This window comes from Micromonospora sp. NPDC051196 (genome assembly GCF_040682415.1).
Classification (GTDB): Bacteria; Actinomycetota; Actinomycetes; order Mycobacteriales; family Micromonosporaceae; genus Micromonospora.
Genome location: NZ_JBFBAY010000012.1, coordinates 87041 through 105372 on the forward strand (window position 1 = coordinate 87041; position 18332 = coordinate 105372).

At 71.7% G+C, this 18332-nt stretch carries 12 protein-coding genes; 2 read left to right on the top strand and 10 right to left on the bottom strand.

From position 1 onward, the window contains the following. Nucleotides 1-57: 57 nt before the first annotated feature. Entirely contained in the window at nt 58-1608 is a 1551-nt protein-coding gene (locus AB0M35_RS22045; RefSeq protein WP_363747601.1) for a GGDEF domain-containing protein, read from the top strand. Nucleotides 1609-1614: 6 nt separating this feature from the next. Here the strand turns inward: AB0M35_RS22045 and prfA are convergent, their stop codons facing one another. From prfA to AB0M35_RS22080, 7 genes are all read right to left on the bottom strand, one after another. After that, nucleotides 1615-2703 carry a peptide chain release factor 1 gene (gene prfA, locus AB0M35_RS22050; protein WP_363747453.1) on the bottom strand — a complete coding sequence of 363 codons (1089 nt, stop codon included), beginning with the start codon at nt 2701-2703 and terminating at the stop codon, nt 1615-1617. Nucleotides 2704-2797: 94 nt separating this feature from the next. Then, complete coding sequence (rpmE, locus tag AB0M35_RS22055) at nt 2798-3022, bottom strand: 50S ribosomal protein L31 (RefSeq protein WP_131305033.1); 225 nt, start codon at nt 3020-3022, stop codon at nt 2798-2800. A 485-nt stretch (nt 3023-3507) separates the two neighbouring features. Continuing rightward, the gene (gene rho / locus AB0M35_RS22060; RefSeq protein ID WP_363747455.1) at nt 3508-5586 is read right to left on the bottom strand and encodes a transcription termination factor Rho; all 2079 of its coding nucleotides are present in this window, start codon (nt 5584-5586) and stop codon (nt 3508-3510) included. Nucleotides 5587-5882: 296 nt separating this feature from the next. Continuing rightward, the gene (thrB, locus tag AB0M35_RS22065) at nt 5883-6836 is read right to left on the bottom strand and encodes a homoserine kinase (protein ID WP_363747457.1); all 954 of its coding nucleotides are present in this window, start codon (nt 6834-6836) and stop codon (nt 5883-5885) included. Nucleotides 6837-6930: 94 nt separating this feature from the next. After that, the gene (locus AB0M35_RS22070) at nt 6931-8175 is read right to left on the bottom strand and encodes an MFS transporter (protein WP_363747459.1); all 1245 of its coding nucleotides are present in this window, start codon (nt 8173-8175) and stop codon (nt 6931-6933) included. Between the two features lie 220 nt (nt 8176-8395). Next, nucleotides 8396-11689, bottom strand: coding sequence for an efflux RND transporter permease subunit (locus AB0M35_RS22075; protein ID WP_363747461.1), 3294 nt, complete (start codon nt 11687-11689; stop codon nt 8396-8398). A gap of 9 nt (nt 11690-11698) precedes the next feature. Then, a complete protein-coding gene (locus AB0M35_RS22080) occupies nt 11699-13585 on the bottom strand; it encodes an ABC transporter ATP-binding protein (protein WP_363747463.1) in 1887 nt (628 codons plus the stop codon). Between the two features lie 73 nt (nt 13586-13658). On the opposite strand from AB0M35_RS22080, the gene AB0M35_RS22085 reads away from it, so the two are divergent. Next, nucleotides 13659-14228 (top strand): TetR/AcrR family transcriptional regulator, encoded by a 570-nt coding sequence (locus AB0M35_RS22085; RefSeq protein WP_363747465.1) that lies wholly within the window; start codon nt 13659-13661, stop codon nt 14226-14228. 106 nt (nt 14229-14334) lie between these two features. Here AB0M35_RS22085 and thrC read toward each other — a convergent pair whose 3' ends face one another. The 3 genes from thrC to lysA form a co-directional block, all read right to left on the bottom strand. Continuing rightward, entirely contained in the window at nt 14335-15384 is a 1050-nt protein-coding gene (gene thrC, locus AB0M35_RS22090; protein WP_363747466.1) for a threonine synthase, read from the bottom strand. A 191-nt stretch (nt 15385-15575) separates the two neighbouring features. Continuing rightward, nucleotides 15576-16877 (bottom strand): homoserine dehydrogenase, encoded by a 1302-nt coding sequence (locus AB0M35_RS22095; RefSeq protein WP_363747603.1) that lies wholly within the window; start codon nt 16875-16877, stop codon nt 15576-15578. 8 nt (nt 16878-16885) lie between these two features. Next, on the bottom strand, nt 16886-18271 hold the full coding sequence (gene lysA, locus AB0M35_RS22100; protein WP_363747468.1) for a diaminopimelate decarboxylase: 1386 nt from the start codon (nt 18269-18271) through the stop codon (nt 16886-16888). Nucleotides 18272-18332 lie beyond the last annotated feature (61 nt).

Here is an 18332-nt window from a genome sequence, read left to right on the forward strand (position 1 = left end):
GTCGTCGCGGTGCACGTGCAAAAGCAGGTGCAGCGGCACGCCGACAGGAGGTCGCGGGTGGGCTGGCTCGACCGGGTCGACGACCAGGTTGACGCCCTGACGAAGGCGCGGGCGTTACAGGAGGTGAGCCGCTCCACAGAGGCGTACGCGATCCTGGAGCGGGTGTTGCGTACCACCCATGACCAACACACCCGCGCCGACGCGCTGGTGCAACGTCTCTCCGCACTGATCAACCTGGGCCGCACGGCCGAGTACACCCGGGCCATCGAGGAGGCCTCCGCAGCGGTACGGGATCTCGCCGAGCCCTACCTGCACGGGCACCTCAACGCGCTGGCCGCGCTCGCCGCACACCACCAGGGCGCGCTGGACCGCTGCGTCACCCACCTGGTGCGGGCCGCTCGCGCGCTGGGTGCTGTCGACGATCCGGATCGGGACACCGCCTGGGGCTGGCACGACCTGGCCATGGCCTACTCCTACCTGAGCTTCCACGGCTATGCGCTCGGCGCGATCGAACGTGCCCGGCAACTCGGCAACGCCGCCGGCATCCCGGAGGAGACGTTCGCCGCCCCGGGCATCCGGCTGCGCAACGCGGTGGCCCTGGACCACACCGGTGACGGTGACGGCTGCCTGCGCGTACTGCGGGACATCGCCACCGACCTCGACCGGTTCATCGCCACCGGCAACGCCGACCGGCTGCGTCCCAGCAGCCTCGCCGCGTACGGCTACGCGGGCGCCCGGCGGGCTGCCCTCGGCGACGTCGTCGACACCGCCCGAGCCGCCGAACCGGCTCGGCTGCTCGGGCACGGCGCGGACAGCGCCCGCGCCCGCGACATGCGCCAACTCGGTCAGGCCTGCCTGGCCATCGCCGCCGGCCGGCCGATCGAGGCCGTCACCCGGCTGGAGACCGTGCAGGTCTCCCCCGAAACGCTCGGTGCAGCCGAGCCGGCCCGGCTGCGCAGCATCGCGCTGGGCCGGGCCGGCGACCACGCGGGCGCGCACCGGGCCGACCGGTTGGCTTTCCGGCTCGCCGCCCAGCGTCACGATCGGCTCCGCGACGTCTACATCGACGGCATCGCGGCCCGCATAGACCATGAGGAGATGCGCCGTGAGGCGGCCCGCTTCGAGGGCGAGGCGCTCACCGACCCGCTGACCGGGCTGCCGAACCGACGCCGGCTGGAGCGTTACATCGCCTCCGTCGTCGCCCGGGGCGAGCGGGTGGTGATCGGGGTCTGCGACCTGGACGGCTTCAAGGCGGTCAACACCCGGCACGGGCACCACTCGGGGGACCTGGTCCTCCAGCGGATCGCCGGGGTGATCAACCGGGTTATGCGCCGGGGTGACTTCGTGGCCCGCTACGGCGGCGACGAGTTCGTCGTCGTGTTGCCGGGTGCCGGGATGTCCGAGGCCGTCGAAGTCGCCCGGCGTATCGACGCCGCCATCCGCACCGAGGACTGGGAATCGCTGGTGCCCGGCACCCCGGTCGGGGTCAGCATCGGCTTCTCCGAGGTCGGCGCGGGTAGCCCGGGTCAGCGGGACGCCCTCGGCGCCGCCTTCGAGGCGGCCGACCGGGAGATGCTGCGGGCCAAGGACCGCCCGCGCAGCGCCTGAGGCTGCTCAGCGGCGGGCGAGTTCCGGGTCGCCGGCGAGTCGGGCGGCGCGGTCGGCCTCGCTGAGCGCGTCCAGCACGCCGTCGAGTTCCCCGGCGAGCGCCAGATCCAGGTTGTACGCCGTGTAGCCGATCCGGTGATCGGTGATCCGGTTCTGCGGGAAGTTGTACGTGCGGATGCGCTCCGACCGGTCGACCGTACGGACCTGGGCCTTACGCGCATCCGAGGCGGCCGCGTCGGCCTGCTCCTGGGCGGCGGCGAGCAGTCGGGCCCGCAGGATCCGCATCGCCTGTTCCCGGTTCTGCAACTGGGACTTCTCGTTCTGGCAGGACACCACGATGCCGGTGGGCAGGTGGGTGATCCGTACCGCCGAGTCGGTGGTGTTCACCGACTGCCCGCCGGGCCCGGACGAGCGGAAGACGTCGATCCGCAGCTCGTTGGGGTCGATGGTGACGTCGACCTCCTCGGCCTCCGGCAGCACCAGTACGCCGGCGGCGCTGGTGTGGATGCGGCCCTGCGACTCGGTGACCGGGACCCGCTGCACCCGGTGGACTCCGCCCTCCCACTTGAGTCGGGACCACACGCCGTTGCCGCCCTCGGGGACGCCCTTGCTCTTGATGGCCAGCGAAACGTCCTTGACCCCGCCGAGGTCGGAGTCCTGGGCGTCGATCACCTCGGTGAGCCAGCCGCGCCGCTCGGCGTACCGGGTGTACATCCGCAGCAGATCACCGGCGAACAGGGCCGACTCCTCGCCGCCCTCGCCGGCCTTGATCTCGACGATGACGTCCTTGGCGTCGTGCGGGTCACGCGGGATCAGCAGCTCGGCCAGCCGTTCCTCCAGCGCCGGCAGCTCCGCCCCGATCGTCTCGGCCTCGGCTGCGAAGGACGGGTCCTCGGCGGCCAACTCCCGCGCCGCGGCCAGATCCGCCCGGGCCTGTTCCAGCTCGGCGGCGGCCTTGTGCAGTGGGACCAGTTCGGCGTACCGCCGACCGACCCGCCGGGCGGTGCCCTGGTCGGCGTGGATGGCGGGGTCGGCCAGCCGCTTCTCCAGCTCGGCGTACTCGTCGAGGAGCCTGGCCAGGCGCTCGCTGCTCATGCTGTGCATCGCTCCTTCGACGGTGGCTGGGGGCGGGAACAGACGGACGACGCCCGCGTCCGGCCAGAACCGGACGCGGGCGTCGGACCAGGAGCTACTTGGCCTTCTTGGCCTGAACCTTGGCGTACTTCTGCTGGAACTTCGCGACCCGACCGGCGGTGTCCAGGACGCGCTGCTTGCCGGTGTAGAACGGGTGGCAGGCGCTGCAGGTCTCGACGTGGATCGAGCCGCCCTTGGCGGTGCTGCGGGTGGTGAAGGTGTTGCCGCAGGAGCAGGTGACGTCGGTGGTCACGTACTCCGGGTGGATGTTCTGCTTCATGTCGCCTCGGTCCTCTCGTCGTGGTCGCCGGGTCGCCCTGGCGCGCCGCTGCGCGCCGATGATTGGGGCGTGAACCGGAACCGGTGGCCGATTGACCAGTGTGCCATGGGCCTCGACCGGCCCCGGAATCGGGCCGCACCAGCTGGTCGCCGGTAGCAACATCAGGCCGTCCGTACGCATTCCCGGCATCCGCGCGCAGTATTCCTCCGGCTGCCCTTCGGCACCGCCGGTTCCACGGCCGCCGCCCGGCCTCCTGCCGACGTGATCGGCCTGCCGGGCCTGCCGGGGCCTGCTGGCGGAGATACCACCCCCTGTGCGCCCTTTGCTCTGCTTCAACCAGCGCATCGGTTTCGGCCGGTTTCGTTGCGTGGAGTGAAGCAGAGCAAAGGGGCCACGACCCAGGCACGGGCGGAGGCGGTCGGACACCTACGCGAAGGGGCGCGGCCAACTGGCCGCGCCCCTTCGTCGATCTCCGTCGGCGGACGTTACTCCCCCGGCGTCGACTTGGCGATCTGCATCAGGAACTCGATGTTCGTGCGGGACTGCTTGAGCCGGTCCAACAGGAGGTCGAGCGACGCCTGCGAGTCCAGCGAGTGCAGCACCTTGCGGAGCTTGTGCACGATGGCCAACTCCTCCGGCGCGAGCAGGATCTCCTCCTTGCGGGTGCCGGACGCGCTGACGTCCACGGCCGGGAAGGTCCGCTTGTCGGCGATCTTCCGGTCCAGCTTCAGCTCCGCGTTACCGGTGCCCTTGAACTCCTCGAAGATGACCGTGTCCGCCATCGAACCGGTCTCCACCAGCGCGGTGGCGAGGATGGTCAGCGAGCCGCCGTTCTCGATGTTGCGGGCCGCGCCGAGGAAGCGCTTCGGCGGGTACAGCGCGGTGGAGTCGATACCACCCGACATGATCCGGCCACTGGCCGGCGCCGCCAGGTTGTACGACCGACCGAGCCGGGTCACCGAGTCGAGCAGTACGACCACGTCGTGGCCCAGCTCGACCAGGCGCTTGGCCCGCTCGATCGCCAGCTCGGCGACCGTGGTGTGGTCCTGCGGCGGACGGTCGAACGTGGCCGCGATGACCTCGCCCTTCACCGAACGCTGCATGTCGGTGACCTCTTCGGGCCGCTCGTCGACCAGCACCACCATCAGGTGGCACTCCGGGTTGTTGTGCGTGATCGCGTTCGCGATCGCCTGCAACACCATGGTCTTACCGGCCTTCGGCGGCGAGACGATCAGCGCCCGCTGCCCCTTGCCGATCGGCATGACCAGGTCGATGACCCGGGTGGTGAGGATGTGCGGCTCGGTCTCCAGCCGCAGTCGCTCCTGCGGGTAGAGCGGGGTGAGCTTGTAGAACTCCGGCCGTCGCTTGGCCTCGTCCGGCTCCATCCCGTTGATGGTGTCCAGCCGGACCAGGGGGTTGTACTTGTCGCGACGCTGCTCGCCGTCCCGGGCCGCCCGCACCGCGCCGGTGATCGCGTCACCGCGTCGCAGGCCGTACTTCTTGATCTGGGACATCGACACGTAAACGTCGTTCGGGCCGGCCAGGTAGCCGGTGGTCCGGACGAAGGCGTAGTTGTCGAGCACGTCGACGATGCCGGCCACCGGCACGAGCACGTCGTCCTCGCCGACCTGCGGCTCACGGCCGCCCTCACGGCCGCCCTCGCTGCCAGACTCGCCGCGCTCGCCACGGCCCCGCCGACGGTCCCGGAAGCGGCTACGCCGGCTGCGCCGGCCGCCGTTCTCGTCATCGTCGTCGGTGTTGTTGTCCCGCTCGGTACGCTGCCCGCGCTCGCCACGGTCCCCGCGCTCGCCACGCTCGGCGGCACGCTCACCACGGTCCCCACGCTCACCGCGCTCGGTGGCACGCTCGGCACGCTCACCGCGCTCGGTGGCACGCTCGGCACGCTCACCGCGCTCAGCACGGTCCCCGCGCTCGGCCGCACGCTCCGCACGCTCACCGCGCTCGGCGGCACGCTCCGCACGGTCCCCACGCTCGGCGGCACGCTCCGCACGCTCACCGCGCTCGGCACGCTCACCGTTGCGATCGGCCGTACGCTCGGCACGCTCCGCAGCACGCTCACCGCCACGCTCGGCGGCGCGGGCGGACCGGCCCTCGCTCCGCTCGCCCGTCTCGGCGGCGGCTTCCTCGGCGCGCGGCTCCGCCACGGCGGTGGCCCGGCTGCGCCGGGTCCGGGTACGGCCCTCGGTCTCCACGCTCGCCGCTGGTTGCTCGGCGGCGCGGCGCCCGGCCTCCGGCCGCTCACCCGTCTCGCGTACCTCGGCGTGGACCTCTTCACGAGCCGGCGCAGCGGCCGCCGCGACCTCGGCCCGTGGTCGAGGGGCGCCCGCGGCGCTGCCCTGCCGCTCGGTGATCGCGCTGATCAACTCGCCTTTGCGCATGCGAGCCGTCCCCGAGATGCCGAGCGACGCAGCCAGGCTCTGGAGCTCCGGCAGCAGCATCGCCGACAAGCCGGTGCCGCTGCGCCGGCGGCGGGCAGGAGCAGCGGTGGTGGCATCGCCAGCGACGTTGGAAACATCCGACGTCACGTCGGTGGTGTCGCTCAATGGATTCCTTCCCTCGATAGGCCGGGACTGCCCGGAATCGAACTACAGGTGGCCGGGCGGCCTCGGTGCACCCGCCTCGCATGACGCTTCGCGGGAGTCTGTAACACAGCAGCCGGTCGGTCGCCCGGCCCACCAGGAAAGCGGTGAGCAGGGTATCGCCGTCTGCGGCGACCAGTGACGACTGCGGTGCGGCGTGGGCCTAGGCAGGGGTGACGGGCTTACCGCCGAAAGCTTCGGGGGTGCGCCGACCCGCAGGAGATCGCATGCTTCGCGGCTGTGCTAAGTCTAGAGCGTAATCAACTCTTGCGACCTGCGGCAACAGGGTCCCGCTCCGCGTGTCCGAGTCTACCTTGCTCGACCTGTGCGCCGTGCACGTCTACCGGCAACCGCAGAATCTGCCAATCTGTTCCCGCGTCGAAACCTTCGGGCAGGTCAGACAGGGCGAGCACGGTGGGGCCCGCCCCGCTGACCACGGCTGGCACACCGGCCTCACGAAGCGCTCGGACCACGGCGGTCGTACCCGGCATCGCAGACGCCCGGTAGTCCTGGTGCAGTCGGTCGACGGTGGCCGGCAGCAACAGATCCGGTCGCGCGGTCAACGCGTGCACCAGCAGCGCCGCCCGGCCCGCGTTGAGCGCGGCGTCGCCGTGCGGCACGGTCGCCGGCAGCGCCGCCCGGGCGGAGGCGGTCAGGCCACGCTCGGTGGGCACCAGCACCGTGGGGCGTACGCCGTCGGCCACCGGCAGCGACACGGCCCGCGCGCCGGACGGTTCCGTCCAGGCCAGGGTGAACCCGCCGAGCAGGCAGGGCGCGACATTGTCGGGGTGACCCTCGATCCGGGCCGCCAGCCGCAGCACGGCCGCGTCGTCGAGCCGCCGCTGCCCGTCGGTCACCAGCGCCCGGGCCAGCAGCACCCCGGCGACGATGGCGGCCGAGGAGGAGCCGAGCCCCCGGGCCTGCGGGATGCGGTTGACGCACTCCACCGCCAGCCCGGACGGCTGCCCGCCGAGTTCGTCGAAGGCCGCCCGCATGGCGCGTACCACCAGGTGGCTGTCATCGACCGGCAGGTCACCGACACCCTCACCGACCACGGAGACGGTCACGCCGCTCGTGGTCACCTCGGCGGCCACGTCGTCGTAGAGCGCGAGGGCGAGCCCCAGCGCGTCGAAGCCGGGCCCCAGGTTCGCGCTGGTGGCGGGGACCCGGACCCGGACCGGGCCGGCGGCGAAGGTGGTCGGCACGCCGCCCATGCTAGGACTCGACCGGCGAGGTCCGGCGCGAATGCCCGCCCCCTGAGACGTAACTCGCGCCGCAGCGCGCCGGCGCGACGTGGGCCGGGCGGGTCTACCGGGTTCCTGTCTCGGCGACGGTCGGCGCCACGGCGGCGAGCGAGAGCCGTCGGGTGGCGATCCGCCAGCCGATCGCATAGGTCAGCGTGACCAGCCCACAGCCGGCCAGTACGACCCGCTCGTCCACGACGTCGACCACGGAGGCCACCACCAGTTGGCTGACGGAGATGGCCAGGGTCGCCAGCATCATGTCGGTGGCGAAGACCCGGCCGCGCAACCGGTCCGGCACCTCGCCCTGCAACGCGAAGTTCGACATCACCCAGTTGCTGCCACCGGCGAAGTGCGCCACGAAGACCAGGACCAGCACCAGCGGGAACCAGGACACCACGGACGTACCGAGGTAGGCCAGCCCGTACGCCGACATGGACAGTGCCAGCCCCGGCAACAGCCAGGCGCGGTTGGTCAGCACCCGGCGCATCAGGATCGGGCCGACCAGGGCGCCCGCGCCGCGTACCGCGAACAGCAGCCCGGCGCCGAGCGGGCCGACCCCGTACAGCCCGGCGAGCAGGGGGAAGACGGTCAGGACGCCGTTGCCCAGCCCCACCGCGGACTTCACCGTGACCAGAGCCAGCACCCGTGGGCGGTGTCCGATGTAGCCCAATGCCTCGCGGATCGCGGTCCAGGTCTGCGGTACCGGCGCGTCCTTGTCGCGGGGTGCCTGCAACGGCCGGCGGATGCGCCCGGCCAGGCCCGCGGCGACCACCAGAGCGACCGCGGCCACCCAGAAGCAGACGTACGGGCCGGTGACGGCGGTGAGCACGCCGCCGAGTGACGCACCGACGATGGTCATCGTGCCCCAGGCCGACCCGGCCACCGCGTTGCCCGCGGCTAACTCCTCCGGTTCGAGGACGTTCGGCAGGGCGGCCTGCGCGGCCGGGGAGTAGAAGGCCTTGGCCACCGCGACCACGCCGATGCCCAGCATCGCCAGCCACGCCGTACCGGCGTCGCGTACCCCGAGCAGGAGCAGCACCCCGACGAGCGCGGCCACGTTCGCCACGATCATGATCTTGCGGCGGTCGAACCGGTCGGCGATCGCCCCGGTGTACGGCAGCAGCAACGCCACGATGCCGGTGTCCACGGCGAGCACCAACGCACCCCACACACCGCTACCGGTCAGCTTCGGCAGCAGGACGAGCAACGGCACCATCACGAACCAGTCGGCACCGAAGACCACCAACTCGGCCAGGAACAGATTCCGGAAGTTCCGGTTGCGGGTAAGGACCGAGAGGGTGGACGTCACGAGGCGGACCATACCTGGCAGGTGTCGCGGACTGAGTCGTGGCGCGGACATCGACGGAGACACGCCACGATCGCGTAAACCAGGTCGTCACCGAGGTGCGGACGGGCTCAGAGGTATGGACGGGCTTGGCGGTACGCACGGGCCTGCCGGACGCCGACGCCCCCGGCGGTCGCCGAGGGCGTCGGTCGTGGTGCTGGTGACGGTCGTGGTCTGGCGGCCGTTACTCCACGGGTGGGAAGGGCGAGTTGCGGCTCTTGGGCAGCCGGAGCACCTCGAACTGGTCGGTGCCGTCCACCAGCGCGCCGGAAGGCGCTGCCGGTACCGGCCGGCTCTGCGCCGGGCGCTGTTCGGTCGCCGCCGGCCCCGGCGTGGCGCGCTCGGTGGTGGGTGGCTGCGCACCGTCCGGCCCCGTAGCGTCGGTCTCCGCCACGGCTGCACCGGAGTCGGAGGCACCGGCGGAACGGCCCGACCGCCGGCCGCGCAGTGACTGCTTGGTGTCCTCCACCATGGCGTACAGGGTGGGCACCAGGATCAGCGTGAGCAGGGTGGAGCTGAGCAGCCCACCGATCACCACGATCGCCAACGGGCGGGAGATGAAACCGCCCTCGCCGGTGAGCCCGAAGGCCATCGGCGTCAACGCGAAGATGGTGGCGATCGCGGTCATCAGGATCGGGCGCAACCGGTGCCGCCCGCCCTCGACAACCGCCTCCCGTACGCCGAGTCCCTGCGCCCGGTACTGGTTCACCAAATCCAGCAGCACGATCGCATTGGTCACCACGATGCCGACCAGCATGAGTACGCCGATCAGCGCCGGCACGCTCAACGCGGTCCCGGTGGCCAGCAGCAGGGCGACCGCCCCGGTGGCCGCGAACGGGATGGAGACCAGCAGGATCAACGCCTGCACCACGCTACGGAACGTGGCCATCATGATCAGGAACACGATCGCGATCGCGGCCAGCACGGCCAGGCCCAGGTCGGCGAAGGTCTCCCGCTGCTCGGCGCTGACCCCGCCCAGGGTCAACGTGGCCCCCGGTACGTCGATCGCGTCGAGCCGCTGCTGCAACTCGGTGCTGATCGCGCCGAGGTCGGAGCCGCTGACCGTGCCGGTGACCGAGACGCTGCGCTCGCCGTCGATCCGGCGTACCTGCTGGGGCCCCTCGGTCTCGGTGACCTCGGCGATGTCGCCGAGTTTGACCGGGCCGACCGGCAGTGCCTTCAGCTCGTCCACCGTCAGCGGCGGCTTCGCCGACAGCCGCAGCACCACGTCCCGACTGCCGCCGTCGAGGCTCACCTGACCCACCGGCGTACCCCGGAACGCCTGCGCCACCAGCTGACCGACGGTCGCCTCGGTGAGCCCGGCCCGGCTGGCCGCGACCCGGTCGACGGCGACATCCACCCGTGGTACCTGCTGGGCGAGGGTGGTCGAGACGTCCTCGACGCCGCCGATGCCGGCCAGGGCCGCTCGGGCCTGTTCCGCGGCGTTCGCCAGGGTCTCCTGATCGGCGGCCCGCACGATGACCGCCAGTTCGTTGGCGGACGCGCCGCCCTGACCGGCCGGAAAGGTGATCTCGCCAGCCGTCGAACCGAGCGCCGCGAACCGCTCCCGCAGGATGCCGCGCATGGCCTTGGCGTCGGTCTCGCCGTCGAGTCGCAGCGCGTAGCTGGCCACGTTGTTGCCGGCGCTGCCGGTCCACGGGCTGTCCCCGCCCCCGGCGGTGACCTGGTACGACTCGACGCCCGGAGTGTCCGCCAGCACCGCCTCGACGCGGCGGGCCGCCGCGTCGGTGCCGGCCAGCCCGGTGCCCACCGGCAACTCCTGCCGGATGTTGAGGGTGTCCTGACCGGAGTCGTCGAGGAAGTTGCTCTCCAGTTGCCGGGCCAGCCCGAAGGTACCGAAGAGCACGAGCACGCCCACGGCCAGGGTGGCCCAGCGGTACGCCCGCCGGCCGGTGGCGAACCGGATCACCGGCAGGTACGCCCGCTGCAACGGGCTGCGCAGCTCGCGCTCCTCGGCGGCCCGCCGGATCGCCTCGCCGTCGGCGCCGGCAACCGGCTTGAGGAACCAGTACGCCAGCACCGGGATCACCGTCAGCGACACCAGCAACGAGGCGAGCAGCGCCACGGTGACCGTGATCGCGAACGGCGCGAACAGCTGCCCGACGAAGCCGCCGACCAGGGCGATGGGGGCGAAGACGGCGACCGTGGTGAGGGTGGAGGCGGTGACCGCCCCGGCCACCTCGCGGACGGCGGTGAGGATCGCCTCCCGCTTCGGTTCGCCGTACGTCAGATGCCGTTTGATGTTCTCCAGCACCACGATCGAGTCGTCCACCACCCGCCCGACCGCCACCGTCAGCGCGCCGAGGGTGAGCAGGTTGAGCGAGTAGTCGCCGATCCAGAGGGCGAGCAGCGCGACCACCACCGACAGCGGGATGGAGACCGCGGTGACGATCGTGGACCGGATCGACAGCAGGAACACCAGGATGACCACCACGGCCATGATCAGACCCAGCAGGCCCTCGGTGCTCAGCGTCTTGATCGACTTCTCCACGAACGGCGCCTGGTCCAGCACCACGGTCAGCTCGGCCCCGGTCGCGGCCCGCAGGTCGTCGAGCCGGTCGCCGACCGCGTGCGAGATCTCCACCGCGTTGCCGTCCGGATCGGCGGTGACCGCGATGCCCAGACTCTCCCGGCCGTTGGTACGGGTGATCGCGGTGGCCGGCGTCAACTGCTCCTCGACCGTGGCGACGTCACCGAGCCGCACCGGGCCGGCCTTCTTGACCGGCGGGGCCACGATCACGTCCCGCAGTTCGCCCAAAGTGGTCAGCGGAGCGCCGACCTGCACCGGCAGGCTGCGCTCGCCGTCCAGCACGACACCGGCCGGCACCGCCACGCCGTTGGCCTTCAACGCGGTGGTGATCGCGCTCGGCTGCACCTTCGCCTTCGCCAACTTCGCCGGATCCGGCGTGATCACCACCAGTTCGTCGCGGACGCCGGTCAACTCGACGCCACGTACGCCCTCGATCGCCGCCAACTCGGGCACCACGACGTCGCGCAGCTTCGCCGCGAGTTCCCGCTCGTCGCCGCCGCCGGACGCGGCCAGCACCACCGCCGGCAGGTCGTCGGTGCTGCCCGCGAAGACCTGCGGCTCGACGCCGTCGGGCAGCCGGGTGCGGTTCAGCGCGGTCTGCATCTTGCTGACCACGTCGTCCAGGTCGGTACCGAACTCGTACTGGACGGTGATGGTGGTCAGGCCCTCGCGGGAGGTGGAGGTGACCGTGTCCAACGCGGGAATGCCCCGCAGGCTGTTCTCGATCGGCTCGGTGACCTGGGACTCGACGACCTCCGGCGCGGCGCCGGGGTACGAGGCGACGATGAAGGCGGCGGGAAACTCCAGCGAGGGCAGGAGTTGCTGCTTCAGCGACGGCACGGCGTACGCACCGAACGCCGTGGTCACCACCGCGATGAGGGCTACCAGCCCCCGGTTGGCGAGGCTGAATCTGGCGAGCAGCGACATCGGCGTGACTCACTCCTGGGGGAGACGGTCGTGGGGCACGAGCAGTGTGCCCGACCCGTTCCGTTCGTCAGCTTCCGGGGCGGTCGTGACCATTTCCGTCGCGGTGCCGATACGCAGTGACGCCACCAGGTCCCGGTACATCTCGTCGGTACTCAGCAGGGTGGCGTGGTCGCCGACGGCCCGGATCCGGCCGCGGTCCATCACCACGATCTGGTCGGCGTCGAGCACGGTGGAGAGTCGGTGCGCGATCGTCACCACCGCACCCTGCTCGGCCCGCTGTCGGACGCACCGGCTCACCACCGCCTCGGTCAGGCCGTCGACCTGCGAGGTGGCCTCGTCGAGCAGCAGCACGTCCGGCGTACGTAACACCGCCCGCGCCAGCGCGATGCGCTGCCGTTCGCCGCCGGAGACGGTGGTGGCCGATAGCGGCGTGTCCAGCCCGAGTTCCAGTGCGGCCACCTTCTCGTGCAGGTTGACCGCGCGCAGCGCGGCCCACAACTCGTCTTCGCCGGCGTCGGGATGGGTGAAGCGCAGGTTGTCGCCGATCGTGCCGGGCACCACCGGCGCCTCCTGCTCCACGTAGGCCAGTCGGCCCCGGATCTGCGCCGGGGTGTGGTCGGAGTACCGGCGGCCGTCGAGCAGCAGTTCACCGCGCTCCGGTTCGAGGAAGCGCAGCAACAGGGAGAACAGCGTGGTCTTGCCGGCTCCGGAGGGCCCGACCAGCGCGGTGTGGCCGACGCGGGGGATCTCCAGTTCGATGTCCCGCACGGCGGGTGACGTTCCGGGAGCGTACCGGGCGGTGACCCCGCGCAGGGCCAGCACCGGCCCGGCGGTACGACCGGCAGGGGCGCCCTCGTCCTCCGGCCGGCCTGCCGGTCCGACCTCGGCCGGCGCCGAGCCGGGCTCCACAGCGAGGGCCTCGATCTCACGCAGCCGGCCGGCCGCCGCGATGCCGGCCTGCATGGCGGTCAGGTTCTGGGTCAGCTCGCCGATCGGCCCCATCAGCCCGAAGGCGTAGAGCAGGAAGGCGATGAGGGTGGAGACCTCGATCAGGCCGCGTTCGGCCCGCGCGGCGCCGACGCCGAGGATGACGATGACCGCGAGCTGGATGCCGGTCCAGGAGATGGTCCACACCAGGGCGGTACGCCGGGCGGCGTGGATGCCGTACCGGGCGGAGTCGCGGGCGTGCGTGGTGAGGGCGTCGGTCTGGCGCTGCTCGGCGCGGCTGGCCTTGACCGTGCGGATCGCACGTAGGGAGCCTTCCAGGGCCCCGCCGAGTCGACCGACCGATTCCTGGGCCGCCTCCTGGGCGCGGCCGATGGAGGGCAGCAGCAGTCCCATCAGCACTGCCACCACGACCACCGCGACCATGGTGGCGCCCAGCAGCACCAGGTCGAGCGTGCCCATCAGCACCAGCGTCCCGACCAGCGCCAGCGCTCCGTTCGTCAGTCCGACGATGCTGCCGGATGCCTGGTGCAGCAGCGCCGGGTCGGAGGTGGCCCGGGTGACCAGTTCACCGCCGGGGCGGCGGGTCAGCTGGTCGATCCGGGCGGCGAGGTAGCGGCGGATCACCCCGGTGCGGGCGTCGAGCACCACCCGCTCGGCGATGCGGCCCATCAGGATCCACTGCCACAGCGAGATGGCGGCACCGACCACCACGAGCACCAGCAGCACGGTGACCGGTCGAGCCAGGGACTCACCGGCACCGAGGGTGTCCAGCACCCACTTGGTGACCAGCGGGGTGGCCAGCCCGGCCGCGTTGGCGACCAGGCCGAGCAGCAGGCCGACCAGCATGGCCGGCCAGTGCGGCCGGAGGTAGGCCAGCAGCAGCCCGGTGCGGGCCCGCTCGGCGGTCGGCTCCGGTTCGGTCTGGGTGGGTATGGTGGCTGTCGTCACCCTGCAATGGAACACCACTGTTCCATTGCGGGCAAACAATATTCCGAATCCGTACGTTGATAGCCTCTCCGGCGTGGTGACCACCGACGAGAGCGGCAGCCGGGCGCGGACCCGACAGGCCATCCTGCAAGCCGCGATCGAGGTGCTCAGCCACAACCAGGCCGCCAGCCTGGGCGAGATCGCCACCGCCGCCCAGGTCGGCCGGACCACCCTGCACCGGTACTTCGCCGAACGATCCGACCTGCTGGCCGCCGTGGCCGCCGAAGGTGCGACCCGGCTGGGCGAGGCCACCGCACGCGCCCGCCTCGCCGACGGCACCGGCGCCGAGGCACTGCTGCGGCTCTGCGCCGAGTACTTCGACCTGGGCGATCTGCTCTCGCTCGTCTTCGCCGAGCCGACGCTGGTCAACGACCCGGCCTGGGGCACCGGGGTCTGCGACGACGACTTCTACGCCATGGTGGCCCGGGGCCACGCCGACGGCAGCATCGACCCGGCGCTACCCGGGACGTGGTTGCAGTCAGTCCTCTGGTCCCAGTTGTACGCCGGCTGGAGCTACCTGACCGAACACGACGTCTCCCGGCACGAGGCCCTCGGCCTGGTCATCCGCACCCTCACCGGCGCAGTCAAACCCCGCACCGCGTGAGGTTGATCAAGAGGTTTGCGTCGGACATGGCGCCGACCACGACGCAAACCTCTTGATCAACACGGGGTCGGACGGGGGCCGGGCAGGGCGGGCGACGCGGGCGCTGTCAGGCCAGGTCGAGGGAGCGGGCGGCGGCCAGCGCGTCGTTGGCGATGGTCACCGGGGCGGGAGCGGTGGAGATGGCCCACTCCGGGTCCTTGAGGCCGTGCCCGGTGACCGTGCAGACCACGGTGGAACCGGCCGGCACCCGACCGGCGGCGGCCTGCTGGAGCAGACCCGCCACGCTGGCCGCGCTGCCCAACTCGACGAAGACGCCGACCTCCCGGGCCAGCAGCCGGTACGCGGCCAGGATCTCCCGGTCGGTGACCGCGTCGATCAGACCCCCGGAGGCGTCCCGGGCGTCCAGGGCCTTCGTCCAGCTCGCCGGGTTGCCGATCCGGATTGCGGTGGCGATGGTCGACGGCTCCGGGACCACCTGCCCGGTGACGATCGGCGCGGCACCGGCGGCCTGGAAGCCGTACATCCGGGGGGTGCGGGTGGCGTTGCCGGCCGCCGCGTCCTCGGTGTAGCCCATCCAGTAGGCGGAGATGTTGCCGGCGTTGCCCACCGGCAGACAGTGGATGTCCGGCGCGTCACCGAGCGCCTCGACGATCTCGAACGCCGCCGTCTTCTGGCCGTGCAACCGGTCGATGTTGACCGAGTTGACCAGCGCCACCGGGTAGTCCTGGGCGAGCTTGGCGGCCAGCGCCAGGCAGTCGTCGAAGTTGCCGTTGACCTGGAGCAGCTTGGCACCGTGCACCAGCGCCTGGGCCAGCTTGCCCAACGCGATCTTGCCCTGCGGCACCAGCACCGCACAGGTCACCCCGGCGCGGGCCGCGTACGCGGCGGCGGAGGCGCTGGTGTTGCCGGTGGAGGCGCAGATGATGGCCTTGTTACCGGCCTCGACCGCCTTGGAGACGGCCATCGTCATGCCACGGTCCTTGAACGAACCGGTCGGGTTCGCCCCCTCCACCTTGAGGTAGACGTCACAGCCGAGCCGGGCGGAGAGCACCGGGGCGGGCAGCAGCGGGGTGTTCCCCTCATGCAGCGTGACGACCGGCGTGGCGTCGGTGACCGGCAGTCGGTCCCGGTAGGCGTCGATCAGGCCCCGCCACATGTCGTTCTCCTCATCTCAGGTCTGCCCCGTCGGCCACCACCAGCGTGGCGCGGCTGCGCCAAGCGGGTGCCGGCGCACCCTCGCCCAACCACCTGGCGAGACACCGGCGGCCACCTCACCAGTCAACCAGCCGGCCCGAACGCCCCTGGCAGCGGCCTCGCCACCAGGTCACCACCGCAGTGTCGGCGCGGTCAGAGGCCGCCCTCGACCCGCAGCACGCTCGCCACCGACCGGACGATCTCCAGGCCGCGTAGCTCACCGACAGTGGCCGCGAGCGCCGCGTCCGGCGCGACATGGGTCACGATCACCAGTACGGCGTCGCCGTTGTCGCCGCCCGCCGGGCCCTGCCGCACCGTGGCGATGGAGACGTCGTGTCGGGCGAACACCCCGGCCACCGCCTCCAGTACGCCCGGACGGTCAGCCACGTCGAGGCTGATGTGGTAGCGGGTGAGCGCCTCCCCCATCGGCCGGACCGGCAGGGCAGCGTACGCGGACTCGCTGGCCGAGCGGACCCCGGCGAGCCGGTTGCGAGCCACCGCCACCACGTCACCGAGCACCGCGCTGGCGGTCGGCGCACCACCGGCACCCCGACCGTAGAACATCAGCTGCCCGGCCGCGTCCGCCTCGACGAAGACCGCGTTGAACGCGTCGCCGACGCTGGCCAGCGGATGGGTCAGCGGGATCATCGCCGGGTGCACCCGGACGTTCACCGACTCCCGGCCCTGCCCGTCGGTGCCCCGGGCCGCGATGCAGAGCAGCTTGATGGTGCAGCCCATCGCCTTGGCACTGGCCACGTCGGCGGCGGTGACCTCGGTGATGCCCTCCCGGTGCACATCGGCCGCGCCGACCCGGGTGTGGAAGGCCAGCGAGGCGAGGATCGCGGCCTTGGCCGCCGCGTCGAAGCCCTCCACGTCGGCGGTGGGGTCGGCCTCGGCGTACCCCAGTTCGGTCGCCTCCTCCAGCGCCTCGGCGAAGCCGGCGCCGGTGGCGTGCATGGCGGAGAGGATGAAGTTGGTGGTGCCGTTGACGATGCCGGTGACCCGGGTGATCCGGTCGCCGTGCAGCGACTCGCGCAGCGGGCGCAGCAGCGGGATCGCCCCGGCCACGGACGCCTCGTAGTACAGGTCGCCGCCGCCGTCGACCGCCGCGTCGTGCAGCGCGCCGCCGTCCTCGGCGAGCAGTGCCTTGTTGGCGGTGACCACGCTCTTGCCGGCCCGCAGCGCCTCCACCAGCCAGCTACGCGCCGGTTCGATGCCGCCGACCACCTCGACCACCACGTCGACGTCATCGCGCTTGATCAGCCCGAGCGCGTCCGTGGTGAACAGCGCCGGGTCGACCGGCAGCTCACCACGGTCACGACCGATCCGGCGTACGGCGATGCCGGCGATCTCCAGCGGGGCACCGATCCGGGCGGCGAGGTCAGCCGACTGCTCGTGCAGCAGCCGGACCACCTCGGCACCGACGGTGCCACAGCCGAGCAGGGCCAGGCGCACAGGTTGTTTCATCCCACATCCAAGGCGAGCAGGTCAGCTTCGGTCTCCCGTCGAACGATCAGCCGGGCCTGGCCGTCCCGTACCGCGACCACGGGGGGTCGGAGCACGTGGTTGTAGTTGCTGGCCATGCTGCGGCAGTAGGCACCTGTGCCGGGCACCGCGACAAGATCTCCGGGCTGCACGTCGGCGGGCAGGAATTCATCCTTCACCACGATATCCCCGGACTCACAATGCTTTCCCACCACGCGGGCGAGCATCGGCTCGGCGGTGCTCGCCCGGCTGGCCAGGGTCGCCGAGTACGAGGCGTCGTAGAGGGCCGTCCGGATGTTGTCGCTCATCCCGCCGTCGACGCTGACGTACGTCCGGATGCCATCGACGTCCTTGACCGTGCCCACCTCGTAGAGGGTGAACACGGCCGGACCGACGATCGCCCGACCGGGCTCGATGGACAGGTGCGGCACGGTCAACCGCTCCGCCGCACACTCCGAGTCGACGATCTTGCGCAGCCGCTTGGCCAGGTCGTGCGGGGCGGCCGGGTCGTCCTGGCTGGTGTACGCGATGCCGAAGCCGCCACCGAGATCCAGCTCGGGCAGTTCCACCCCACGGGCGTCGCGGATCTGCGCCTGCAGAGCCAGCACCCGGCGGGCGGAGACCTCGAAACCGCTGGTGTCGAAGATCTGCGAACCGATGTGCGAGTGCAGTCCGCGCAGCTCCAGCACGCCCTCGTCGAGGATGCGCAGGGCGGCGGCGATGGCCGCGCCACCGGCGAGCGAGAAGCCGAACTTCTGGTCCTCGTGGGCGGTGGCGATGAACTCGTGGGTGTGCGCCTCGACGCCGACGGTGACCCGGATCAGCACCCGCGGGCGGACCTCCCGCTCGCGGGCCAGCGCGGTGAGCCGGTCGATCTCGGCGAACGAGTCGACGATGATCCGGCCGACGCCAGCGTCCAGCGCCCGCCGCAGCTCCGCCTCGGACTTGTTGTTGCCATGGAAGCCGATCCGCTCCGGCGGCATCCCGCCGGCCAGCGCCACGGCCAGCTCACCGCCGCTGCACACGTCGAGGAACAGGCCCTCCTCGGCGATCATCCGGACCACCGCCCGGCAGAGGAACGCCTTGCCGGCGTAGTAGACGTCCTCGGACGGGAAGGCTGCCCGGAAGTCCCGGCAGCGCGAGCGCAGGTCGTCCTCGTCGAGCACGTAGACCGGGGTGCCGAACTCGGCGGCGATGTCGCGTACGCGCAGGCCCGCGACGACCAGGTCGCCGTCGTCGCCGCGTACCGTGTTGCGCGGCCACAGCTGCGGCATCAGGGCGTTGACGTCGGCCGGGGTACGCAGCCAGGCCGGCCCTCGGTTACCGATGTCGCCGTGCAGCGCACCGGCCTCATGAGCACGCATCAGTTGTCTCCACTTCGCGACTGCGGGGCTCGCAAGCTCACTCCTCGCGCTCGCATTACTT